The 23,839-nt window shown below is 48.6% G+C and carries 22 protein-coding genes; 11 read left to right on the plus strand and 11 right to left on the minus strand.

Features of this window, described 5'->3' with window-relative positions; all coding sequences use genetic code 11:
• Window positions 1-544 precede the first annotated feature (544 nt).
• Window positions 545-2,257, plus strand: a complete 1,713-nt coding sequence (locus tag QL223_RS18720; protein WP_051997507.1) for an FG-GAP repeat protein — start codon at window positions 545-547, stop codon at window positions 2,255-2,257.
• A gap of 33 nt (window positions 2,258-2,290) precedes the next feature.
• On the opposite strand, the gene QL223_RS18725 is transcribed toward QL223_RS18720, so the two are convergent.
• A complete protein-coding gene (locus QL223_RS18725) occupies window positions 2,291-3,253 on the minus strand; it encodes a helix-turn-helix domain-containing protein (protein ID WP_002538715.1) in 963 nt (320 codons plus the stop codon).
• A 255-nt stretch (window positions 3,254-3,508) separates the two neighbouring features.
• Here QL223_RS18725 and QL223_RS18730 point away from each other — a divergent pair, with 255 nt between their 5' ends.
• From QL223_RS18730 to QL223_RS18740, 3 genes are all read left to right on the plus strand, one after another.
• Window positions 3,509-4,573, plus strand: a complete 1,065-nt coding sequence (locus QL223_RS18730; protein WP_002538716.1) for a carbon-nitrogen hydrolase family protein — start codon at window positions 3,509-3,511, stop codon at window positions 4,571-4,573.
• A gap of 55 nt (window positions 4,574-4,628) precedes the next feature.
• Entirely contained in the window at window positions 4,629-5,648 is a 1,020-nt protein-coding gene (locus QL223_RS18735) for a phenylacetaldoxime dehydratase family protein (protein ID WP_002538717.1), read from the plus strand.
• A gap of 216 nt (window positions 5,649-5,864) precedes the next feature.
• Window positions 5,865-7,193: an outer membrane beta-barrel protein gene (locus QL223_RS18740; RefSeq protein WP_002538718.1), complete on the plus strand. Its 1,329-nt coding sequence runs from the start codon at window positions 5,865-5,867 to the stop codon at window positions 7,191-7,193.
• A 174-nt stretch (window positions 7,194-7,367) separates the two neighbouring features.
• On the opposite strand, the gene QL223_RS18745 is transcribed toward QL223_RS18740, so the two are convergent.
• The 10 genes from QL223_RS18745 to paaZ are packed head-to-tail and all read right to left on the minus strand — an operon-like array spanning window position 7,368 to window position 17,698.
• The gene (locus tag QL223_RS18745) at window positions 7,368-9,452 is read right to left on the minus strand and encodes a 3-hydroxyacyl-CoA dehydrogenase NAD-binding domain-containing protein (RefSeq protein WP_281545599.1); all 2,085 of its coding nucleotides are present in this window, start codon (window positions 9,450-9,452) and stop codon (window positions 7,368-7,370) included.
• 24 nt (window positions 9,453-9,476) lie between these two features.
• Window positions 9,477-10,574, minus strand: a complete 1,098-nt coding sequence (gene paaE / locus QL223_RS18750; protein WP_062706800.1) for a 1,2-phenylacetyl-CoA epoxidase subunit PaaE — start codon at window positions 10,572-10,574, stop codon at window positions 9,477-9,479.
• Window positions 10,575-10,589: 15 nt separating this feature from the next.
• Window positions 10,590-11,129, minus strand: coding sequence for a 1,2-phenylacetyl-CoA epoxidase subunit PaaD (gene paaD / locus QL223_RS18755; RefSeq protein WP_281545600.1), 540 nt, complete (start codon window positions 11,127-11,129; stop codon window positions 10,590-10,592).
• Between the two features lie 3 nt (window positions 11,130-11,132).
• Window positions 11,133-11,888 (minus strand): 1,2-phenylacetyl-CoA epoxidase subunit PaaC, encoded by a 756-nt coding sequence (paaC, locus tag QL223_RS18760; RefSeq protein WP_281545601.1) that lies wholly within the window; start codon window positions 11,886-11,888, stop codon window positions 11,133-11,135.
• A gap of 12 nt (window positions 11,889-11,900) precedes the next feature.
• Complete coding sequence (paaB, locus tag QL223_RS18765) at window positions 11,901-12,188, minus strand: 1,2-phenylacetyl-CoA epoxidase subunit PaaB (RefSeq protein ID WP_002538723.1); 288 nt, start codon at window positions 12,186-12,188, stop codon at window positions 11,901-11,903.
• A gap of 11 nt (window positions 12,189-12,199) precedes the next feature.
• Window positions 12,200-13,168 (minus strand): 1,2-phenylacetyl-CoA epoxidase subunit PaaA, encoded by a 969-nt coding sequence (gene paaA, locus QL223_RS18770; protein ID WP_002538724.1) that lies wholly within the window; start codon window positions 13,166-13,168, stop codon window positions 12,200-12,202.
• Between the two features lie 30 nt (window positions 13,169-13,198).
• Window positions 13,199-14,401, minus strand: a complete 1,203-nt coding sequence (gene pcaF, locus QL223_RS18775) for a 3-oxoadipyl-CoA thiolase (RefSeq protein WP_281545602.1) — start codon at window positions 14,399-14,401, stop codon at window positions 13,199-13,201.
• Window positions 14,398-14,841: a hydroxyphenylacetyl-CoA thioesterase PaaI gene (gene paaI, locus QL223_RS18780; protein WP_281545603.1), complete on the minus strand. Its 444-nt coding sequence runs from the start codon at window positions 14,839-14,841 to the stop codon at window positions 14,398-14,400. Before paaI ends, pcaF begins: the two co-directional genes overlap by 4 nt.
• 2 nt (window positions 14,842-14,843) lie before the next feature.
• The gene (gene paaG, locus QL223_RS18785) at window positions 14,844-15,647 is read right to left on the minus strand and encodes a 2-(1,2-epoxy-1,2-dihydrophenyl)acetyl-CoA isomerase PaaG (RefSeq protein WP_281545604.1); all 804 of its coding nucleotides are present in this window, start codon (window positions 15,645-15,647) and stop codon (window positions 14,844-14,846) included.
• Window positions 15,648-15,649: 2 nt separating this feature from the next.
• Window positions 15,650-17,698, minus strand: a complete 2,049-nt coding sequence (paaZ, locus tag QL223_RS18790) for a phenylacetic acid degradation bifunctional protein PaaZ (protein ID WP_281545605.1) — start codon at window positions 17,696-17,698, stop codon at window positions 15,650-15,652.
• A gap of 243 nt (window positions 17,699-17,941) precedes the next feature.
• Here paaZ and paaK point away from each other — a divergent pair, with 243 nt between their 5' ends.
• The 7 genes from paaK to QL223_RS18825 all read left to right on the plus strand — a co-directional run bounded on the left by paaK (window position 17,942) and on the right by QL223_RS18825 (window position 23,765).
• Window positions 17,942-19,228, plus strand: coding sequence for a phenylacetate--CoA ligase PaaK (paaK, locus tag QL223_RS18795; protein WP_281545606.1), 1,287 nt, complete (start codon window positions 17,942-17,944; stop codon window positions 19,226-19,228).
• A 147-nt stretch (window positions 19,229-19,375) separates the two neighbouring features.
• Complete coding sequence (gene paaX, locus QL223_RS18800) at window positions 19,376-20,305, plus strand: phenylacetic acid degradation operon negative regulatory protein PaaX (protein ID WP_002538730.1); 930 nt, start codon at window positions 19,376-19,378, stop codon at window positions 20,303-20,305.
• Window positions 20,306-20,329: 24 nt separating this feature from the next.
• Window positions 20,330-20,926, plus strand: a complete 597-nt coding sequence (locus tag QL223_RS18805) for a phenylacetic acid degradation protein PaaY (RefSeq protein ID WP_062663750.1) — start codon at window positions 20,330-20,332, stop codon at window positions 20,924-20,926.
• Window positions 20,927-21,295: 369 nt separating this feature from the next.
• A complete protein-coding gene (locus QL223_RS18810; RefSeq protein WP_281545607.1) occupies window positions 21,296-21,760 on the plus strand; it encodes a hypothetical protein in 465 nt (154 codons plus the stop codon).
• A gap of 123 nt (window positions 21,761-21,883) precedes the next feature.
• Window positions 21,884-22,483 carry a hypothetical protein gene (locus QL223_RS18815; protein ID WP_281545608.1) on the plus strand — a complete coding sequence of 200 codons (600 nt, stop codon included), beginning with the start codon at window positions 21,884-21,886 and terminating at the stop codon, window positions 22,481-22,483.
• A 28-nt stretch (window positions 22,484-22,511) separates the two neighbouring features.
• Window positions 22,512-22,709: a hypothetical protein gene (locus QL223_RS18820; RefSeq protein WP_281545609.1), complete on the plus strand. Its 198-nt coding sequence runs from the start codon at window positions 22,512-22,514 to the stop codon at window positions 22,707-22,709.
• A 282-nt stretch (window positions 22,710-22,991) separates the two neighbouring features.
• Entirely contained in the window at window positions 22,992-23,765 is a 774-nt protein-coding gene (locus tag QL223_RS18825) for an FRG domain-containing protein (RefSeq protein WP_134837505.1), read from the plus strand.
• The last annotated feature ends 74 nt before the right edge of the window (window positions 23,766-23,839 follow it).

Genomic DNA, 23,839 nt, shown 5'->3' on the forward strand with positions numbered 1-23,839 from the left:
ATGACCTCTGAATTCGCGTATCCTTAGGTCGCCTAAGTATACCCATCCGTCGTTCTTACCTTTTCACTGATCATTTTAATTTGTCTTTATTTTATACAGTCTTTCGTTCCGTAATATCAATGTGAGATTAAGTACGAATAGTCTTTTATCTATCGTTTTATCTAAGTTGTTATTTTTTATTTTATTTATTATGTTTTTTCTGTAAATGGTACTTCGTTCTTCATTTTTTGTAGAGAATATTGGTCATAACTATTTATTTTATTTCAATGAAAAAATTAATTTTATTTAGTCTAGTATAAAGGTGTTGGATATTTTTCTGTCAGTTAATTATTTGTTGTATGAGTATTCTTTTTTCTTGTATGGTTTTATTTGCATTGATTATTGGTTCCTCTGAATACTTGTATGGGTAGTAAGTTTGGAGGCGGAGATGAAGTATTTAAAAGGTATTTTTCTGTGGAGTACATTAGTCTTTCTGAACGGGTGCAATATAGACTATGTATTTGATTCAGGAAGTGGAGCTTCGGAGTCGATAACGTCACCGACAATGTCACCGCCATCAGCATTTAACCTTCAGTCATTGTCTGCTTCTGTTTCCTCGGGGGGAGGTTCTTGCCCGATTACTTTCTCTTGGGATGCTGCTGAAGGTGCTTCGAGATATACGGTTTGTCGAAAAGACGAAACGCAACCTGATAACTGCGAATCGATGGGGGTTGTATCCGGAACAACGGCAACTATCAATGTCACTGGCGCTCTCAAAGATCACCTCTCTGAATTTTTCGTAAAAGCCAGTAATGAAGTTGGGAGTACACTGTCTAACGAGTTATCTTTGTCACCTTCAGACATTACCGCGTTAATCACTTACATCAAAGCATCTAATACGGATATTGACGACAGTTTTGGTCGGCCTGTGTCCCTATCATCTGATGGGTCGACACTGGCAGTGGGTGCGTATTCAGAAGCCTCTAGCTCGTCAGGCATAAACAGCACACCTGACAATCTGGCAGCAATAGCAGGAGCGGTATATGTTTTCCGATATTTGGATGGGCACTGGGCAGAGCAAGCCTATTTGAAAGCGTCAAACAGTCAGGAGGGGGACAGATTTGGTTGGGCTCTCGCATTGTCAGCAGATGGTAATACAATTGCAGTTGGCGCCTACGCAGAGGACTCTTCCTCCAGTGGTGTTAACAGTATTCCGAATGAGTCAGCAACATTATCGGGCGCTGCTTACATTTTCCGTAATGCTGGGGGGAGCTGGAGTGAAGAGGCATACATAAAGGCTTCTAACCCGGGTGCTAGCGACTACTTCGGCTGGTTTGTGACCCTTTCATCTGATGGCAACACCCTTGCGGTGGGGGCATATGCGGAAGACTCGTCAGCCACTGGCGTTAACAACGCAGAAAACAATTCGTTATATAATTCAGGGGCTACGTATGTCTATCGTTTTACCGGAGGCAGCTGGGCGCAGGAAGCTTACATCAAAGCCTCAAACCCTGACGCGTCTGACTATTTTGGCTATTCGGTATCTTTGTCAGGGGATGGCAACACCCTTGCAGTGGGGGCTACTTGGGAGGATTCAGATACAACAGGGATTAACAGTACCCCCAACGATTTGCTGAGTGCCGCTGGGGCTGCCTATGTTTTTCGCTACTCTGGCGGTGTCTGGTCGCAGCAAGCCTATGTGAAAGCATCCAACACAGGGATTGGTGATCGATTCGGTTGGTCGGTCTCCTTGTCAGGCGATGGCAATGTAATGGCAGTGTCCTCAAGATATGAAGACTCGAGTACAATCGGTGTTGACAGCGTACCCGACGAAGGTGCGACAGACGCAGGCGCGGTCTATATCTTCCGCTATTCGGGCGGAAACTGGGGTCAAGATGCCTACATTAAAGCATCGAATACCGGTGCAGGTGACTATTTCGGTTGGTCTGTTGATTTATCTTCTAGCGGTAACACACTTGCAGTAGGAGCTCGGGAAGAAGACTCTGGTACCTTGAGTATTAACAGCACGCCTGATGAAGGGGCTGTAGATTCCGGTGCAGCCTACATATACCGTTACGAGAACGCTATTTGGGCCCATCACGCGTATTTAAAATCACCTAATACTGGGGCTGGAGATAATTTTGGCGTGTCGGTGAGTCTTGGAAAAGACGGAGACATGCTTGCAGTGGGCGCATTTCTTGAGGATTCAAGTACCACTGGCGTTGGAAGCACACCTGATGAGGGAGCAAGTAACGCGGGTGCGGCATACATTTTTTAAGTGGGAATGAGGCACGAATGCTGTTGCGCCTAGTTATAATTTGCTTTGTCTGTAATCTCTGGGTGAACAACCGAATTGGTCTCGGAAGGTGCGAGAGAAATGTTGAAGGTTGTTCTGCCCCCACTTGAATGCGATTTCACTGATCCCCGCTTTTTGAAAGCGCTCATCCACTAGATCACTGGCGATTTTCTGCATTCTGCTCTCTCGGATAAAGCCACATACCGTTTCTCCATTTTTCGTAAACACTTCGCTAAGGCGACGTACTGACAACCCCAGGCTTTTCGCAATGTCTTCACGGTTAAGGCTGGCATCTTGCAGGTTTGTGAGAATAAAAGACTTGGCGCGAATCAGCAGTTGCTGCTCTGGCTGAGACAACTCGAGACGAGAGCCTCGGAGTGGTGCTAATGACGTGGCGATCAAATCTATCAATGTCTCTTGCAACAGGAGTTTACAGTCCGTGGTTTGGCTGTCGATAAGCGAAGAAATATTTAACGCCGTCGTTGCCACTAAACTGCCTAGTTGAGATGTCCCGTTGACGGGAATTGCCGTGAGCATATTGGCGTCAGGGAGCCGGCTTAATAGTGCCTTCTTTGGAAACTTGATGACTAACTGTTTGAAGTCTTCTTCGAGGTCAATGGAGTAGGTTTCTGTACTGCTATACAGAGTAAAATCGTAGCGGGATAGTGGAGCCGCACGGCCACATTGTTCGATAACAGAACGGTTGTTAAGTTGAATACTTAACAGGAATTCGGCTTCTGATGTGCGCCCAATGTCTTCCGCACGCCTGATGACCTTGTGTTTCGACCCAGACACAAAGGAAAGGTCAATAACGTCATGTTTGGAGAGTTCAATTCTTCCTTTAAAGTCTTTTCGAGATAGAGCTTCACATCCTAAGTTGACATAAGCATCGCACACCGACTCCCGCCAAAAAGCGAACTTTTCGCTAGGTTGGCAATGGCTTGTGTCATAGGTAAACCTTTTGACGGTACTACTCATCCGTGTGCTCTCTTTTAAACCCTACCTTTATGTTGTAACACCAAATGCAAAATTGACACTGTCTCAAATGTGAGTCGGTTTGGCCGCTGCCTTTTACGACAACTAAGGCCGCCTTCTTACGCAAGCAATCCTCCCGTTCGCCTCTTAGTGTTTTAGAAGCCCGCCGTAAGGCTCTGGTTTTCATCATTTGCCAGACATCACTTATGAGTGGGTGGCTAAAACCACATTACTACACGCGAAGAAGGAGAACGCGCGATGTCGGAAGTATTTAAAGTGGCTGCGGTACAGGCAGCACCATCTTTTTTAAATCTCGCAGAAGGGATACAGCGAGCCGAAGCGTATATCGATGAAGCCGCTTCCAAAGGGTGCAAGTTGGTGGTCTTCCCGGAAACCTGGCTTCCAGGTTATCCCAATCATATCTGGTTAGGCCCAGTTGCATGGCAGATGCAATTTGTAGGGCGTTATTTTGACAGCAGCATTGAAGCGGGCAGCGAGGAAGACAAAGCCATTGCTGAAGCGGCTCGTCGAAACAATATTCAGGTTTCGATCGGTGTGAGTGAGCGTGACGGCGGCAGCCTGTATATCTCGCAGTGGCACTATGGCGAAGATGGCGAAATTATCAGCCGTAGAAGAAAACTCAAACCTACCCATGTAGAACGCACTGTGTTTGGTGAAGGTGATGGTAGCGACCTGGCAGTAAAGGAAACGTCAATTGGCCGCATTGGACAGCTTTCCTGTTGGGAGCATCTTCAGCCACTCTCTAAGTATGCGATGTACGCTCAGAATGAACAGATCCATTGCGCGGCATGGCCGAATTTTTCCCTCTATCGTGGAATGGCCTATGCCCTTGGCGACGTAGTGAACAACGCAGCCAGCATGATGTATGCCGTGGAAGGTGGCTGTTACGTTATTGCGCCATGCGCCACGGTGAGCAAAGCGCAGCAGGAAATGCTTTGTCAGGGTGATCCCGAAAAAGAGGCGATGTGCCAGATCGGGGGTGGTTACACCAAAATCTACGCGCCGGATGGGCAGTCTATTGGTTCTGAAATTGGAGAGACGGAAGAGGGCTTAGTGATTGCAGATATTGACCTCAGCATGATCCCTTATGCCAAAGCTGTCGCTGACCCTGCGGGCCACTATGCGAAGAAAGATGCTACACGTTTACTGATAGATCGTGAAAAACGACGTGCAGTTGTAGAAGTTACAGACCTTGATGCGTCAAAAACGGCAATGTCAGAGCTGGCAACAACGGGGCAGGAGGAAGCGGTTGAAGTTGTGAGTGAACGTTCTTCATTGTTGCACCGACTTAAACCTTGGTAAGGCCTAGACAACCGATGTCACCAATTTGAAGTCATAAGCACAAGGAGTACTCACCATGGCGAATAATACAACCAACAGAAAACTGCCTCTGAAGATGCCACCGGATTGGGAGCCACCCGTACCAGCATGGAGTTCGGTATTTGCCGAAAACCAACAAGACGTCAGCATGTGCATTATAGGGTGTCAGCACAAATCTGATGCTTACATCAGCGAGTTTGTTGGTGCACTGAATGGCCTCGCTAAAAACGCGGATGTTTGCGATTTTGCAACCTGCGAAGACAAAGATGGGCTCAGCCAAACCATTGCGATTATCTATTGGATGGATGCGCAAGCCTGCGCAGATTGGCTGCACAGCGATGTTGTGACCTTATTCTGGGAGTTATATTCGGATGACAAGTGGGGGTTTGGGATTTTCAGGGAGGTGTTCAATGTACCTTTTGAACGTCTTGAGACCCTGTTCTCTGGCCCGGTACACAATCATGGCTTTAGTCAGATACGCAAGGACATCGAAGGCCCTATTCAACGTCATGGCTATTGGGGAGGGATGCGGGATCGTATTCCGCTCTCGGCTGAAAACCCTTTTGAAGCGCATCAGACTTTGGAAGTGATTGAGCAACAGGGAAATCGTGTTGTGGTTCGTGCACATGAGAACCTTTGCATTATCCGATCTGGTCAGGATTGGAGTCACACTACAGGTACCCAAAGGGAAGAGTACCTAAATCAAATTGAACCAGTGCTTAAAGCGGGCATGAATTTCCTGCGTGATGAAGGTGATGAGGTCAATTGTTATAGCTGCCGTTATATGACGCAGTTTTTGCCCTTTAAAGGCAAGCAGGAGTGCACGTTTGGTCTTGCCTTCTTCCGCACGATGTCAGACTTAGAGGCATGGTCTGAAAGCCATCCTACTCATGTAGCGATATTTAATACTTTCCTTGAAATTGCACCCAAGTATGGACCTGATCTTCAGCTACAACTTTGGCACGAAGTATCTGTATTACCAGCTGGCTCTCAGTATGGGGAATATATTAATTGTACTGAAGGAACGGGTTTATTAGCAGGCGTTAAATTGTCATAGATGTATAAGTTGGACAATTCTCCTTAATTTTGAGGATTGTCCAACTAGGCTCCAGTGTCCACTCTATTTAAATAATAAAAATAATCCCATGAATCTCCGTTTTTGCGGGGACTGGTTTCGTCTATTTGTTCTTTTAGTTGGCTAATAAATGAATTTAAAAATCAAGGAAAATTATCACCGCTAGATGTGATAATTAAACCATCAAAGGAAAGCAGTATGAGATTAACAAGGAATATATTGGGACTTTCAGTCTCTTTGGCATTAATGGTACCTACAGTGGGGTTAGCGAATGCTGAACCTGCTGGCGGCTCGCTGTTTCGTGCAGCGACAAACAACGCGCTAGATGAATATGAAATCACTGTCGCAGGCTGGGCAGAAGCGACGGCACTTCATGCTTCAGACACGATTGGCGATGGCAATATCAGCAACGGTGCCTTTTTAAACCAGAAAGACGGTGTAGGCCTAAACCAAATCGGCTTAATGTTGTGTAAGGGCATGGGTTGTTTGCCGACTGGTGCTTTTGCACCGGCTCAGAACGTCTTGAGTCGGGTAGGTCCATTCCCAGGTCCGGTTGGTGAAGCGCGTATTGATTTCAACGTGACAGCTATGTACGGCCAGGATATTCAGTTTTTCCGTACTGCAGGCATTGACGACTACACCTTCGATAACGATGACGACAACAAACTCGCCATTCCGCAGTTTTACATTGATGCGTACCTGCCAGTATTAGATGGTATGACATTGATGGTAGGTAGCTTCTTCACTTTCATCGGCAATGAAGTCGGTGCTCCTTTTACGCCGCCTAACTGGTTTGTCACGCACACTTACGCCACGCAACATGGCCCTTCAAAACACGTTGGTGCGCTTGCCAGCATCAAAGTACCGACGGATGAAGACTTTGGGCTTTTGAGCTTTGATGCCGGTCTGGTGGCGGGTTGGAATAACTGGGATGAAAAGCGTCCAACCTTTATCGGTGCAGCGCGCTGGCGTAGCCCGGATTTAGCAACCTGGTTAGATTTCGAGTTTATCTACGGTGATGGCGAAGGCGATGCATTTGGCGCTGCCAAAGGCGGTTCACCCTACATTGCTGTTAGCTCTACCGATGAGAAGCTCGACCGTTTTCACTCTTCTACCACGCTGATCCAAACTGTCAATCCAGACCTGCAGTTGGCCGCAGAGTTTGTTTATGGCTTTCAGGAAGGTGGCGATGTAGCAGCGGCACCTGTATTTATCACTAAAGACAGTGACTGGATGGGGTTGAATCTGGGCGCGAGATATAAACTGGACGATAACCTCTTCTTCGCAGCCCGTGCCGAATGGTTTGATGATGAGAATGCAGCGAATGTGCTGTGGAGTTCAGTAGGGGCAACAGGTGGTGATGTTTACTCCCTTACTACTAACCTCGACTGGAGTGTGAATCAGCACTTAAAGATCCGTCCTGAACTTCGCTATGACACCTATAAAGGCAATGGTGCGGGACTGTTTGCTGGTGGTACATCAGACGATCAATTTATCGCACTGCTCAATGCAGTTGCTTATTTCTAAGTCTTCCGTTTAAAAATATAGGAAAGCTCTACTGATTAATCCCTAGCAATTGGTACTTACCATTTAGTACACGCCTAGTATTTGGCCTTAACGTTAGTTAAGGTCTTTTTTTAGGCATAAAAAAGCCCGCAAATTAATGCGGGAAAAATGGAGTTGCTAGTGCGTAAGATGAATTTAAATAGTTTCTAATTTCTCAGAAGGTTGCCACCATGCTTTATTTGTTTCACGGTAAAGATAATTGATACTTTCAATCGTGTTACTTATTCCTGCTGCTTTGGCGTAATACATTGGACCACCTCGAAAACGGGGGAATCCGTAGCCATTTAGCCAAATGGTATCTATATCTTCACTGTTTCTGGCAATTCCTTTTTCTAATAAATTTGCCCCTTCATTGACCAATGCAAGCACCAGTCTGTTCTGAATTTCCTCATCACTGATTCTTCTGGCTTCAATGCCTAAACGTTCTGCTTCAATAGCAATCAGTGCCATTGTTGTTGGGTCATTGGTTTTCTTACCATTTTCATAACGGTAAAAGCCCACACCCGTTTTTCGGCCGAGTCGTCCATGTTCAACCATGGTATCGGCTGCGAGAAAGTAGGCAGGATCATCGTAAATCGGTGGGTACTCGCGGCGCGCTTTGTAGGCGATATCGATACCGGACATATCGTTCACTGCCAACGGTCCCATCGCCATGCCCCAGGATTCCATCGCCGAATCTATTTGTTCCGGGCTTGCGCCTTCCAGCAATAGCATATTGGCTTCCCGGCCGTAAGCGGCATACATCCGGTTGCCAACAAATCCAAAGCCAACTCCAACACAAACCGGTACTTTGCCCAGTCGCTTGGCGGTCTTCATGACTGCACTGACAGCTTGTTCGGATGTCGAACGGGTTTTGACCACCTCAACCAGTTTCATCACGTTAGCGGGGCTGAAAAAGTGCATGCCGATGACTTGCTCGGGTCGGGTGGTAGAGGTGGCTATCTCGTCAATGTCCAGATAGGAGGTATTGGTCGCGAAGATGGTCGACGGCTTACAGACTGCATCTAAAGAAGAGAAAATGATCTTCTTCACCGACATTTTTTCAAATGCTGCTTCGACCACCAAATCAATATTGGCAAGGTTGCCATAATCACTGGTGCCAGAAATCAGCGAGAGGGCATGTTCTTTTTGCGCTTCTGATATCCGGCCTTGATCATACATTTTCTGATATTGGTGACGAATGCGCTCTAAACCCAAGACGCACAGATCTTCATTGGTTTCCACTAAAGTGACGCTGTAACCACTATTTGCAAAAGCGATGGCAATACCGGCGCCCATTGTGCCTGCACCAATGACGGCGACCGATTGAATATCATCGTCAGACGTCGATTTGGCATAGCCGGAAGCTGCCTGTTTTTCAGCAAAAAAGGCATAGCGCATCGCATTGGATTGTTCGGAATCCCGGCAGGCCAGAAACAGGGTTCTTTCCAGGGCCAAGGCTTCGTCAAAGGGGAGCTTAGTGGTAGCTTCAATGGCATCAATGGCTCTTTGAGGAGCGAGCTGACCTTTGGCCTTTTTGGCGAGCTTTTTACGCCAGCTTTCGAAGATATTCTCTTCGAAAGAATCCGGAATATCCCGCTTGTCCGGTGCAACAAAGACATCGTTAGCTGTGCGTTGGGAGAAAAGAATCGATGCTTGGTTAACCAGAGAGGCGTGCTCGGGTAGCGGTGAAGATGCTTGTCCTAAACTGCCGTCATCGACCTTCATATCGATAAGATCCGTTAAGGAATCTGTCGATACCATTTTACCGGATGTGATCATGGAAAGGGCCTTCTCTACACCTACATAACGGGGTAAAAGCTGAGTGCCGCTGGCACCCGGAATAAGGCCAAGGTTCACTTCGGGCAAGCCAACCTTTGTGCCTATCATGGCAACCCGGTAGTGGCAGGACAGCGCCAATTCGAAACCGCCGCCAAGCACGGTGCCATGAAGTGCAGCCGTCACGGGTTTCACACTGTTTCGAATCGCCTGCAACACATCAGGAAGGTGAGGTGTTTTGGGCATTTGGCCGAACTCTTTGATATCAGCGCCGGCAATAAAGGTGTTGCCGTCACAACCAATCACAATCGCGGAAATATCTGGATTGGCATTTGCCTGTTCCAGTCCGGCCAAAATGCCAGACCGTACTGAATGGGAGAGGGCATTTACCGGTGGGTTGTTTACCCGGATTACCCCAACCCCATCCTCAATGAGAAGACTCACGGTGTCAGAAAGAAGCATAATTTTTCCTATCCTTGGTCGAAATCATCGCTGATCGAAGTCAACGGTCACATCATCAGTAAGAGGGTGCGCCTGACAGGTCAGGATGTAGCCCGCATCGATTTCGTGTTGTTCAAGCCCGTGGCTGATATCCATCTCGACTTCTCCTTTAACCAGCTTGGCTTTGCAGGTGGAGCAGACACCGCCTTTGCATGAATAGGGGAGTGACATGCCATTCTCGATGCCTGCATCGAGAATGTTTTCACCCACAGTCGCCAGCTTGAAGGTGATAGAGCGACCATCAGCGGTGACGGTCACTTTGCTCATCTTTTCTTCGCCATAGTTGGCGACACGCTGTTTGGCTTTTTCCAGCGCTACTTGCGCATCTTCAGACGATGAAGAGAAAAGCTCATAGTGAATTTGATCATCAGAAAGCCCCTCAATACGGAACCCTCTGGAGACTTCCGCCATCATGGATTCAGGGCCACAGATAAAGGCATGGTCGGTGCTGTTGATATCAATCAGGCGATGTTTTTGCAGTGCGGCACCTTTCTTCACGTCAATGTGGCCGGATAACAGGTCTGAGCCCTGATCTTCCTGGCTCATGATGTTTATCCAACTGAATCGGGTCATGTAGCGGTTTTTCAGATAACCCAGGGTGTCAGCGAACATCATGGTGTTGCTCTGACGATTGCCGTAAATCAAGGTGATACGGCTATTGGGCTCCTGAGAAAGTACGGTTTTGATGATCGACAAAATCGGCGTGATCCCGCTTCCGACGGCGATGCACATGTAATGATGCTGGTTAGATGCATTCAGCTCTGTATAGAAGCTGCCTTGTGGCGGCATGACATCAACCGTAAGACCTGCCTCAAACGTGTCATTGGCGAAGTTGGAAAACTTACCGCCATCCACGCGTTTGATCGCGACTTGTAACAGGCCTTCATCGGCGCCGGAACAAATCGAGTAAGCACGTCGTACTTCTTCACCATCTATGTTGGCGCGCAATGTGAGAAACTGCCCTTGAACAAAGCGGAATGTCTCAGTCAGCGTGTCAGGAATATCGAAAGTGACGCACAAAGCAGAGTCAGTCTGGGGCTGCGTATGTTTTATTTTTAATGAATAGAAATTGGTTTCACTCATGGTCAATTCCCTTTACTACAAGCATTTAAAGAAATCGAAAGGCTCATGACAGCTCTCGCAACGGAATAGCGCTTTACAGGCTGTTGAGCCGAATTCGCTGATCCTTGTTGTGTTTGATGAGCCGCAGTGAGGGCAGCGCACTCCTTGCTCGGGCGTCAGTCGAAGGCAGCTATCAGGTGCATCTGAGGGCGGCGCAATACCATATTCCCTCAGCTTTCGTTGGCCAGACTCTGACATGTCGTCGGTTGACCAAGGAGGGAAAAGCACGGTGTTGACTTCAACGCTGCCATAACCGGCTTCAGACAGGAGAGTCAGGATATCTTCCTTGATCGTCTCCACCGCCGGACAGCCGGAATACGTGGGGGTGATGGTGACAAGGAGCTTACCGTCCTGCTCGCTGACATTACGTAGGATCCCGATATCCCAAATAGAAAGCACCGGGATCTCAGGGTCAGCAATTTCGTCCAGCAACTGCCAAACCTCTGGCAGTGTAGACTCTGCCCGCATCTTCACTCGCTCAAACCGGGCATGTGGTGTTACTGGGATGGTTTCCATACCTCACCACTCACAACCGGGATAAGCGCGGTGTACGCTTTGCATCACGCCTAACAAATGACCGAGATGTTCCGTGTGATAGCCTTTACGGCCTCCGCGCACTGCCCATTCATCAGCTGGAACCTCAAGCGTAGCTTCTTCCAAAACGCGGCTTAACTGGGCGTCAAAACTGGCTTTAAGAGCAGAAGTATCCACGGCTATGCCAGCGGCAACCAATCGCTGTTCTGTGTCATCCGGCTCAAATATCTCTGGGATATAACCCCACAAATCGTTGAAGGCGGTCTGCATGCGCTGGTGGCTTTCTTCAGTGCCGTCCCCTAGTTTGATGACCCAATCTTTGCTGCGCATCAGGTGGTAACGGGTTTCTTTAATCGACTTATGGGCAATGGCTGATAACACAGGATCGTTGGACTCCAGCAACTGGGTCATAAACAGTTGGCTGTAGATGTCGACGATAAGTTGCCTTGCCATGGTGAACGCAAAATCCCCGCGGGGAAGCTCGTTGATGAGGTGATTGATGTAATCACGCTCTCCGCGAAGAAAGGCAAAATCATCTTCGCTTTTCTCACCGTTGGTCAGTTCTGAGGCATAGCCATAAAACATGCGGGCGCGGCCAATGTAGTCCAGTGCGACATTACCCAGAGCAATGTCTTCTTCCAGAAAAGGCCCATTGCTCGCCCACTCGGACAAACGGTGTCCGAGTGTTAATGCGTCATCGCCAAGGCTCAACACGTAGCGGAGCAAATCTTGTTGTTCCATTTTCATGCCTCCTTACATGTTGCCGACTTCTTTCGGAAGTGGGTAATAGGTGGCGTGGCGGTATGGTTTGTCGTCTGACGGGTCGAAGAAAGCTTCGTTATCATCTTCCTGTGAAGCAGAAATATCGGCCGAGCGAACCACCCATATGCTCACACCTTCACTTCGGCGCGTGTAACAGTCTCGTGCATATTGCAGAGCGTGGGCGGCATCTTCCGCGTGAAGACTACCAACGTGCTTATGGTCAAGGCCGCGCTTACCGCGAACAAAGACTTCAAACAGTTCGAGATTTTCCAGAGTCATAGCGCTTCTCCTTAAGCCACAGCATGTTGTTGACGTTGTTTGACTTTCTCTGCGTGCGCATTCTGCGCGTCACGCACCCAGGCGCCTTCTTCGTGAGCGTTCACATGGTGCTGAATACGCTGGCGATTACAGTGTCCGTTGCCATTAATCACGTTGTAGAATTCTTCCCAATCGATTTCGCCGCTGTCGTAATGGCCGCGTTCTTCGTTCCATTTAATGGCTTTGTCTGGGTGTTCCAACCCAAGAAACTCAATTTGCTGCACGGTCTGGTCAATGAACTTCTGACGAAGACTGTCATTGGTTTCGCGTTTTATTTTCCATTGCATTGAACGTGCTGAGTGCGCAGACTCTGCATCATGCGGGCCGAACATCATCAGTGATGGCCAGTAAAAACGATTTAGTGAATCTTGCGCCATCTGGCGCTGCTCTTCGCTTCCATTGGCGAGTGCCAGCATGATTTGATAGCCCTGACGCTGGTGGAAACTTTCTTCCTTACAGATGCGGATCATGGCGCGTGAGTAAGGGCCGTATGAGGTGCGCTGTAAGGAAACCTGATTACAGATAGCCGCGCCATCAACCAGCCAGCCAATAGCGCCAATGTCGCCCCAGGTCTGGGTGGGATAATTGAAGATAGAGGCGTATTTCGCTTTTCCAGTTTGCAGTGCTTCGATCATTTCTGCGCGGCTGATTCCGAGCGTTTCGGCAGAGCTGTAGAGATACAAGCCATGGCCTGCTTCATCCTGTACTTTGGCGAGCAGCACGGCTTTGCGGCGCAGCGATGGCGCGCGGGTGATCCAGTTGCCTTCTGGCTGTTCACCAATCACCTCTGAATGCGCGTGTTGCGAGATTTGACGGATCAGGTTCTGTCGATAGGCCTCTGGCATCCAATCTTTTGGTTCGATCTTTTCTTCACGATCAATCTTCTGCTGAAAGGCTTCCAGCAGTGCTTTTTCCTGGGCTTCCTGTCTTAGTTTTTTCATTGTTATTGCTCCGTTTTCAGGTGCAGAAAGTCAAACACGTTCAATCACGAGGGCGATGCCCTGACCGACACCAATACACATGGTGCAAAGGGCATATCTACCTTGCGTGCGTTCAAGTTGGTTCAGGGCGGTAAGTACAAGGCGCGCACCACTGGCACCCAAAGGGTGACCCAACGCGATAGCACCGCCATTGGGATTCACTTTTTGTGAATCATCCGGCAGGCCAAGGTCGCGGGTTACTGCTAACGCCTGTGCGGCAAACGCTTCGTTGAGCTCGATGGTGTCCATGTCATCGAGGGTCAGACCCGCCAGTTTCAGCACTTTCTTGGCTGCTGGAGAGGGGCCAAAACCCATGATGCGAGGTGGTACGCCAGCGGTTGCCATAGCAAGAATGCGGGCTCTGGGTTTGAGGCCATGTTTCTCAATGGCACTTTCTGATGCGAGCAACAGTGCTACCGCACCATCGTTCACACCTGATGCGTTGCCAGCGGTGACGCTGCCAAATTCACGAAAAGGCGTGGGCAATCCCGCCAGTGCTTCAGCAGTGGTAGCGCGAAGGTGTTCGTCTTTCTCGAAACAAAGCGGTTCTTGCTTACGGCGTGGGATCATGACGGGTGTGATTTCAGCGTCGAATACACCCGTTTCCTGTGCTTTGGCGGCACGTTGTTGGCTTCGAAGGGCAAAGGCATCTTGATCTTGGCGGTTAACCTTAAAATCTTCCGCGACGTTTTCTGCTGTTTCAGGCATAGAATCGACGCCGTATTGCTTCTTCATTTTGTCGTTGATAAAACGCCAGCCAATGGTGGTATCGAAGATTTCCGCCTGACGGGAAAAAGCGGTCTGCGCTTTGCCCATCACAAAGGGAGCTCGGGACATGGATTCCACGCCGCCGGCAATCGCCAGTTCAATCTCTCCACAGTCAATGGCGCGGGCTGCTGTGCCGACGGCGTCCATACCTGAACCGCAAAGGCGGTTGATGGTGGTGGCGGGGACAGAATCTGGCATGCCTGCCAGAAGGGCACTCATGCGGCCCACATTGCGGTTATCTTCACCGGCCTGATTGGCACAGCCATAGAAGACTTCTTCGATCTGGGACCAATCAATTTGCGGGTTACGCTCCATCAGGGCGCGAATAGGTACTGCGCCCAGGTCATCGGCTCTCACTGCGGAGAGCGTGCCGCCGTAGCGGCCAAATGCGGTGCGAATGCCATCGCAGATATAAGCATGCTTCATGAATCACTCCTTTGATCTGGTGGGAGTACGGCTTGGTTCAGGCGTGCTGAGTTGCCCTTGAAAATGGCGACAAGCTCCTGGTTCTGGTTAGTAATATTGACGATGTAGATGCCAGCTCTTCTGCCTTGATGCATGACATGCGCCCTTGCAGTCAGCACATCGTTTTCTTTGGCGGGGCGTAGAAAATCGATAGAGCAGGCTGAGGCCACGGCAGATTCGTTTTCTGAATTGCAGGCAAAAGCAAATGCTGAATCCGCCAAGCTAAAAATCTGGCCGCCATGACAGGTTTGGTGACCGTTCAACATCTCTTGGGTGACACGCATGGTGACTTCACTCTGCCGACAGGCCATGTGCACAATTTCCATGCCCATATTGCGGGAGACACTGTCATGACTGAACATTTGCTGCGCGCAGGCTTGCGCTATTTGGTCCGCATCCATGCTCATTTCCCCTTAAACTTCGGTGCACGCTTTTCAAGAAATGAAGCCACGCCTTCTGCGTAATCCTTTGAATAGCCGAGGTTACGCATAGTCTCTTTCTCCAGCTCAAGCTGGTGGTCGAGCGTGTTGGCAAACGATGCATTCAACAGGCGTTTGATATTGGCGAGAGCAAGGGTCGGCTGGCTGGCTAGTTTTTCTGCTACTGCATTGGCTTCTTCCATCAAGGCTTCATCGTCAACACAGCGCCAAATCATTCCCCAAGCCTCGGCTTGCTCTGCCGGAAGCTTTTCACCCAGCAACGCCAAGGCTTTTGCTCTTGGCAGGCCAAGTGCGCGGGTAAGGTTCCAGGTGCCGCCGGAATCCGGGATCAGTCCGATTTTGGCGAAAGACTGAATAAAGCTTGCAGAGCGGGCAGCAAAGACAATGTCACAAGCCATGGCGATATTGGCACCAGCGCCAGCGGCTACGCCGTTAACGGCGCAGATCACGGGAACATTGAGCGTGCTGATGGCGCGAATCAATGGGTTGTAATTGCGCTCGACAGATTCGCCCAAATCAACGCGGGCACTGGCGTCATTCACGGCGCGATCATTCAGATCTTGTCCGGCACAAAAGCCCCGGCCATTACCCGTGATGAGCAAACAGCGGATCTCACTGTTTTCACGCACTTCTCTGATGGCAGCTTTCACTTCTTCATGCATTTGTGCATTGAAGCTATTGAGCGAATCCGGTCGGTTCAGCACCAAGGTCGCGACACCATTGTGGACGGTGAAAAGTATGGTGATGAAGTTTATTGGCTTCTTCATGCTTAGCCCTCCTGACGCTCGACCAGAGTCATGATGTCGTACACCGCGACGGTCTCGTCATTCTGGTTGCGTACCAGCACATCCCACACCACCACACCCGTTGCGCGTTCCTCATCCGGGCGGCGGGTTTTCTTGATCTTCTGCTTCACGGTAATGTCCGCCTGAATGGTGTCGCCAATCGCGACCGGAGCAATAAAGCGCAGATTCTCTAAGCCGTAGTTGGCAAGTACCGGGCCTGGCGCGGGATCGACGAACAAGCCTGCGGCTGCTGAAAGCACGAAGTAACCGTGAGCCACGCGCTGACCAAACAGTGAATCTTTCGCGGCAATCTCATCGAAGTGGGCATAGAAATGATCGCCCGAGAGACAGCCAAAATTCACGATGTCAGCTTCAGTGACCGTGCGTCTGTGCGTGGTCAGACTTTCACCAATTTGCAGTTCATCAAAGTACTTACGGAAAGGGTGTACTGGCGTTCGGGTTTTCTCAGCGCCTGCGGTGTACTCGCGGGTAATCGCGGTCAGCATGGTGGGTGACCCCTGTAAAGCTGTGCGCTGCATATAGTGTTTGATGGCACGGACGCCACCCAATTCTTCACCGCCACCAGCGCGCCCAGGGCCACCATGAACAAGCGGCGCGAGCGGCGAACCATGTCCGGTTGAGGATTTGGCGTTGTCACGGTTCAGGATCAGCATACGGCCATGGTAGGCGGCTGCTTTCAGCACAAGCTCTGATGCTTCTGATGCATTGTTAGTCACGACTGAACCCACCAGACTGCCTTTACCCAGTGAAGCAATGGCAACCGCTTGGGAAATGTCGTCATAAGGCAATAGCGTACAAACCGGACCAAACGCTTCAACGCTGTGGACATAGCCCTCTTCGGTTGGTGCTTTGGAGAGCAGCACGGTCGGCGGATAAAAAGCGTCTTGAGAACAGTGGTCGCCGACAAGTTCCATTGCCGCGTCGTTCCCGCCCAACAGCACATCGCTTTGCTCGCAAAGCTTGCTGACCTGAGCCGTCACATCATCCCGCTGGCCTTTACCAATCAGAGGACCCATTTTGACGCCTTCAATAGAAGGGTCGCCCATCGACACGCGGGCAAGGCGCGCTTTAAGCGCTTCACTCACTGCGTTGACTTTGGCGCGTGGCACCAGAGCACGACGGATGGCCGTACATTTTTGGCCCGCTTTGACCGTCATTTCCCTTGCGACTTCTTTGATGAAAAGATCGAACTCTGGATCGTCTTCACTCACCGTTTCACCAAGAATGCTGCAGTTCAGCGAGTCTGCTTCCATGTTGAATGGAATGCTGTGGGCAACGATATTCGGGTGCACTTTAAGCACCTGGCCGGTAGAAGCTGAGCCAGTAAAAGTGACGCTGTCCTGTTCGCTCAATTGATCCAACAGATCGCCCACGCTTCCGCAAATAAGCTGCAGAGAGCCGTCAGGAAGGAGACCGCTTTCGACCATATCCTCGACCATCGCTTGCGTCAGGTAAGCCGATTGTGTGGCGGGTTTAACAATCACGGGCACGCCTGCGATCAAGCTAGGAGCAATTTTTTCCAGCATGCCCCAGCAAGGGAAGTTAAAGGCATTGATGTGAACTGAAACGCCGGGTTTTGGTGTGAGAATGTGCCGCCCAACAAATGAACCATCTGCAGAAAGTGGTTGGGCTTTGTCCTCAACGATGAAAGGCTCATTGCCCAGTTCACGACGGGCAATACTTGAGTAGCTCAGCATGGTGCCAAGACCACCTTCAATATCAACCCAGCTATCGGCTTTGGTTGCGCCCGTCCATTGAGAGATATCGTAAAAGCGCTTCTTGTTATCCAGTAACTTCAAACCCAAAGCCTTTAGCATTTCTGCGCGTTCATGAATGGTCATCGCGCGCAGCGCAGGGCCGCCTACTTCACGGCCAAATCGCACTACTTTCGCAAAATCAATGCCGTCAGAGCTGACAGAACAAATCGGTTCTCCCGTGATGGCATTGGCAACAGAAACCCCTTCTGCAGCTCCTTCATGCCATGCGCCGTAAACAAAACTTTTTGCCTTCATGTCACGTGTCCTTCTACGTGGTCGCATTTGCGTTCGACCCAAATCAATCCCTGCGAAAGCGGTCAATTGTTGTCGAGGTTTAATAAAAATGTTTATGAATGGTTAAATTTTATGATACACAATAAATGTAAATGATCAATAATGTGTAACATGAATAAATAATCGAATTGGCGACTACGCTTTAAGAGGCGAACCTTGAAAAGCGATGGAGCTGGAAGTAAAGCCTTGAAAGGAGAGAGCAAGATGAGCAGTAAGGTAGGGATGCACGCGATTGAAAATGCCAGCATTGATGAGTTACGCGGACTTCAGCTATCACGTCTTAAAAACACGTTGAACCACGTCTATGAAAACTCGCCGGTTTATCGCGAGAAATTCAAGGCCCATGGTGTCCATCCAGACGATTTGAAAACACTGTCTGACCTCAGTAAGTTCCCTATGACCACAAAAGCTGACCTTCGCGATAACTACCCATTCGGCATGTTCTGTACGCCAATGGAGCAGGTGGTTCGCGTTCACGCTTCGAGTGGTACGACGGGCAAACCGACGGTGGTGGGATACACACAAAACGACATAGATATGTGGGCGGATGTGGTTGCCCGTTCTATTTACGCAGCGGGTGGCAGGCCTAAAGACAAAGTGCATATTTCATACGGCTATGGACTTTTCACCGGCGGCCTCGGTGCCCACTATGGCGCGGAAAGGTTAGGTTGTACTGTGATTCCAATGAGTGGCGGACAGACCCAGAAGCAAGTTCAGCTGATTCGGGATTTTGACCCAGACATCATTATGGTGACGCCTTCCTACATGCTTAACATCGCCGATGAAATGGCGAGGCAGGGTATGGATCCAGAAAAACTTGCCCTACGGGTAGGTATTTTTGGTGCAGAGCCCTGGACAGAAGCCATGCGTGAAGAGATGCAACGTCGCTTGTCGATGGATGCGGTAGACATTTATGGCTTGTCTGAAGTGATTGGCCCAGGTGTCGCTCAGGAATGCGTGGAATCCAAAGATGGCCCAACCATTTGGGAAGACCATTTCTATCCGGAAATTATCGACCCACTAACGGGGGAAGTATTGCCAGATGGCGAGGAAGGGGAGTTGGTATTTACCAGTCTCACAAAAGAAGCGATGCCTATTATCCGCTATCGTACCCGTGATTTGACCCGCCTTCTGCCCGGCACATCGCGCACCATGCGCCGAATGGGGAAAATCACCGGTCGCAGCGACGACATGCTGATTATTAGAGGTGTGAATGTTTTCCCCACCCAGATAGAAGAACAAATTTGTAATACCCGTGGCCTGGCGCCCCATTACCTGATTGAGCTGTTTAAGCAGGGCAATATGGACTGCGTGACAATAAGGGTGGAACAGCAACCTGAAGTTCATGGTTCTCAGTTAAATGGTTTGGCGAATGAGCTGGCAGGCAAAGTGAAAACCTTTATTGGCATTTCATCCAAAGTGGAAGTAGTGCCGGCCGGTGTATTGCCGCGTTCAGAGGGCAAAGCCAAGCGAGTGATCGATAAGCGATAGAAGCGGTAACAGAGAATCGATGCAAGAACGCGACAGACCCTAATTAACAGATTCATATTTTTGCTGTTTTGTTGTGATTGTGTAACATGAAGCTAAGTGCCCTGAAGGTACAAAATAACAAAGCGCTATGTTTATGGATAAAAACGTATGAACCAAAAATTAGGGAAGCTGCTTTCTGACATTCTCGCCGCTGACTCGGTCAGCGGCACCTCGCTCATCATGACGGTCTTTGGTGACATCCTTGCCCGTCGCGGTGGCTCAATCAGTCTTTCCAGCCTGATTGAGCTGTTAAGTGTGTTCAATGTGTCTGACCGGTTTGTCAGAACGTCGGTGTTTCGTTTGGTTAAAGATGGCTGGCTGACGGCTGAACGCAGTGGTCGTTACAGCTTCTATCACGTCACGGAAGAAGCGATGGACCGATTCACGGCAGCGGAAGAGCGGATATACAGTGCACATGATGCTGAGTGGAACCGCCAGTGGCAGATGATCGCCTTGCCCTCACTGAGTGGCAGTGAGTTGATGGAGGCAAGAAAGCAACTGGAGTCGGCAGGTTATGCCATTCTTTCGACCTCCGTCATGCTGTATCCGCGCGCAGACAAAGATGCGACACGACAGCTGTTGAGCAAACATGAGCTGAACGATAAAGCACTGGTGTTCGAAGCCTCCTCTTGTGACCTTTCGGAGGGTAACGAAGCCAACTTGAAATCGCTGGTGGCAAAGCTGTGGCAACTGGAAGAAGTGGAAGGCAGGTTTCATACCCTACTCAGCCAGTTCAGGCCAGTTCTGTCGTTGCTGGAAAACGGTGAGCAACTGGAGCCTGCACAAGCCTTTCAGGTACGCACACTGCTGATTCATATCTATCGTCGTGCGCTGTTGAAATACCCGCCATTACCCGAAGAGTTATTGCCGGGAAACTGGCCAGGTAAGGCGGCACGAACATTGACACACAATATCTACAACCTGGTGGCGTATCCGGCCGAGCAACACGTCGATGCTGTTGCCCGCGCGGCGGATGGGCCTCTTCCAAAAGCCGATAAACAGTTCTGTGAACGCTTCGGAGGCATCACACTGAACTGACACTAAACAGACTAAGGAGTAGTCATGCCCTGTTATGCATTGGACGGTATTTCGCCTGTGGTTGAAGAGGGTGCATATGTTCACCCGGAAGCGGTTTTAATCGGTGATGTCATTGTAGAGCGGGGCAGTTATATTGCGCCATTTGCCAGCTTGCGCGGCGATTTTGGCCGGATACACATCAAAGCCAATGCCAATGTGCAGGATAACTGCGTGATTCACGCTTTCCCGGGCATCGATGTGGTGGTTCATGAGCGTGGTCATATCGGACACAGCGCCATATTACACGGCTGTATTATTGAAGAAGGCGCACTAATTGGCATGAATACCGTGGTGATGGACGGTGCGGTGGTTGGTGCCCATAGTATCGTCGCCGCTCACTCCCTTGTGGCCTCCCAACAACATATCCCCTCAAAAATGCTCGCCCTTGGCAGCCCCGCCAAAGTCATTCGTGAACTTCGAGAGGAAGAAGTGACCTGGAAGAGTCTAGGCACGGATGGCTATATCGAACTCACCGAACGTTGCCTTGCGACCATGCAGCAAGTTGAGCCGTTAAAAACGGTTGAAGCAGACCGAAAGCGCATGGTGATTGATGAAAGCATCAAGCCGAAGTTTGCTGATTAGATTTTCTATGACTGGAAACGAGTCGTTTTCACTATCCTGAATGGGTAATAAGCGGGTAATTATCAAAATTGACACTGCTTTCGCGCACAGTATTGAATGGTGTTGACCATAATACCGAGGTACTCCTGTTCTGGGACGTTTAGATACACCACTTTGGTGTCCAATACGCTGTTATGCGCTAAAACGAAGAAGATGTTGTGAGTTTAGCAATAATTTTTATGCCATATAGATATATCGGGTGTTTGTCATTACTAGGTTTGGTTACCATTCAGCATGAGCATAACAAATACATGAAACATCGTGCCATTAGATCCAAACTCGCATAAACGCTCGCCGCTTATGCGAAAAGTTAGAATCAAGGGTATAACCATGAAGAAGTTTCTACTACTGATTTTTGCTCTTAATACAGATCTAGCATATGCAAACACTGAAGTGTTTTCTTATATGCGGCAGTCTTTATCAAGCAATGAAATGAGACTTCAAGAAGTTACCGATGCACTTTTTCAGTACAAGCCTGAATCTCTAAAAGCTATATACTGCAAAGACATAGCGAACAAAATGACTGACAATGATCTGGACGTAATTTTTAAACACGTTCCTAGAGAAGGCTTCGAGGGTTTTACTCGCCTAGAGACTGAGAGAAAGCAATACATATACGAAGAGCATGAAGGAAAAGATGTTGGGATCCTTTTATATCGAATTCGGCTGTATGATCAAACAGGATCCTTTAAACCAGGAGTAATCCAGTTCAAAGATAATCCAGTGTGTTTATATACAATCTGGTTTCAGCCGGTAACCATAACTGGCGAATTTAAGTTTAACAAAGAAAAGTGACTCCGGCTGTGTACTGACAAAAGACTTTTAATGTGTCGTAAATACAAAGGATTAAAGCGTTTTTTTGCGGTTTTGTAAGCACCCGTTTTGGCGAGGTTATAGGCATAATGCTAGGGAAGGTTTATGTTCAAGTTCTTCTGGGCTCTTTTGCTAGTGATTATTACATCGAACCCATCTTATGCTAGCACAGTTGAAGTAGAGCAGGCGGAATTACGCGAGCGACTGGGCTGTAAGGCTAGTGGATTGGAATTATGCTATGTAAACGCGGTGTATAACGCGAATAGCAAATTACACGTGCTGAATTTCAACGCAAACGTCGAAGAACTAAATCCCGATGTTTCAATGCCTGATGATTTCTTACGAGAGTTAGCGATTCAATTGCTGGTGAAATTCAATCCAGACGCCGCCAGTTTCTATGGAATTGAACCAACACTAAGACATATCATCGATGAAAGTACATACGCTGCTGATAAAATTGCGATTGGCATTTCGGGGTCCTACAAAGGAAAACCTTTAGTTGGCTATGCAAAGCACGGAAGTGATGAAGTCATAAGTTCTTTTATCTCTTCCAAGGTAGAGTATGGCTCAATTACTCCTCTTGAATTATTGTTGTCGCCATGTAAGAGAATAGAATCATTGGAAAATACTGGTGAAATAAGTAAGTTATCTCCAGAGCAATATAAAGAAGTTTGTGGTTTTGAGCGAGAGAGAGAAGTGCCATAACAAGGCTACAAACGGAGTGCATTTGTCAATGCGGCAGCTTTTCAAAGTCATTCGTGAACTTAGTGAAAAAGAAGTCTCTTGGAAGAGTTTAGGTACCGATGGTTACATTGAACTCACCGAACGCAGCCTTGCGACTATGCAGCAAGTCGAGCCGTTGAAAACGGTTGCAGTAGACCGAAAGCGAATGGTGATTGATGAAAGCATCAAGCCGAAGTTTGCGGATTAGAAACTGTGTAAGCGAGAAAAAGCGGGCTTTTTGTCGCTTTGTTAAGCACTGCTTTTACAAACAGAATTAAACCTTCTTACCTCTATGCAACAAAAGGGACTCCTAGTCCTTTTTGTTCGTCACAGTTTTTCAATTTTCGATAATTTTCTTTTAAAACAACCCGTTAGTCAGTGATAGAATCAGTGCCATTGTTGTTAAAAGACAAAGTGTCGTATTTGATTCCGACATTTTGTCATCTAATACACTGTTATGCCTCTTTAATTCGGTACATTCGGAGATTATATGCAACAGAATTGGGCTTCTTATAAACAATGGATTGCCGAGGCAACTCGTAACAATCGAAAGCACTATTATCGAGGACAAAGCGATAGTAAGTGGAGGCTTGAAACTACATTCCATCGCAGTGCTAAGTTCAAGAGTATTTCTCTTTCCGACTATTTTGGTTCGATAATTAATGACGTCAACTACCAACTGGCTGCTTTTGAATCTCCGATCAATCTTGAAAATAACATCGAATATGGCGCTTTGTTAGGGAAGTTGCAGCATCACGGATTCCCGACTCCATTATTAGATTGGACTCTTTCCGGATATGTCGCAGCATATTTTGCATTTAAAAATGCTCCATTAGAGCCAGAACCAACAGATAAAGTCACAGTGTATATCTTCGATATTGACGGTTGGAATAAAGCATTTGGCTCACAAACTAACTTTTTAGGTGCAGAGCATTTTGTAAGTAACTTCGTCCCATACGCAACAGGTAATCAGCGGATGGTTAGGCAGATGGGTGTTACTACTTCAACGAATGTCGTCGATATTGAGGGTTTCATCATGAGCAAAGGCACTGAAAGCAATCAGACGTATTTATGGCGTTATGACATGCCAGCTAGTGAGCGAACGATGGTAATGCGAGAGCTTAATTCTATGGGAATAAATGACATGACTTTGTTCCCAGACTTTGATGGTTTGTGTCAGCATCTGAAAGAAGTGCACTTTACAAGTCAGCAACGAATGATACCGCCGCCACCGCCACCATCGGTGCATGAAACCAAGGCATAACACATATGAGCCCTTCTCCGGTCAATAGGCAATAGTATTCTTTTGGCTGCGCCAGCAGCCAATTCTCTCGAACA

Origin of the sequence: Grimontia sp. SpTr1, assembly GCF_947387585.1 — a bacterium.
Taxonomy (GTDB): Bacteria; Pseudomonadota; Gammaproteobacteria; order Enterobacterales; family Vibrionaceae; genus Enterovibrio; species Enterovibrio indicus.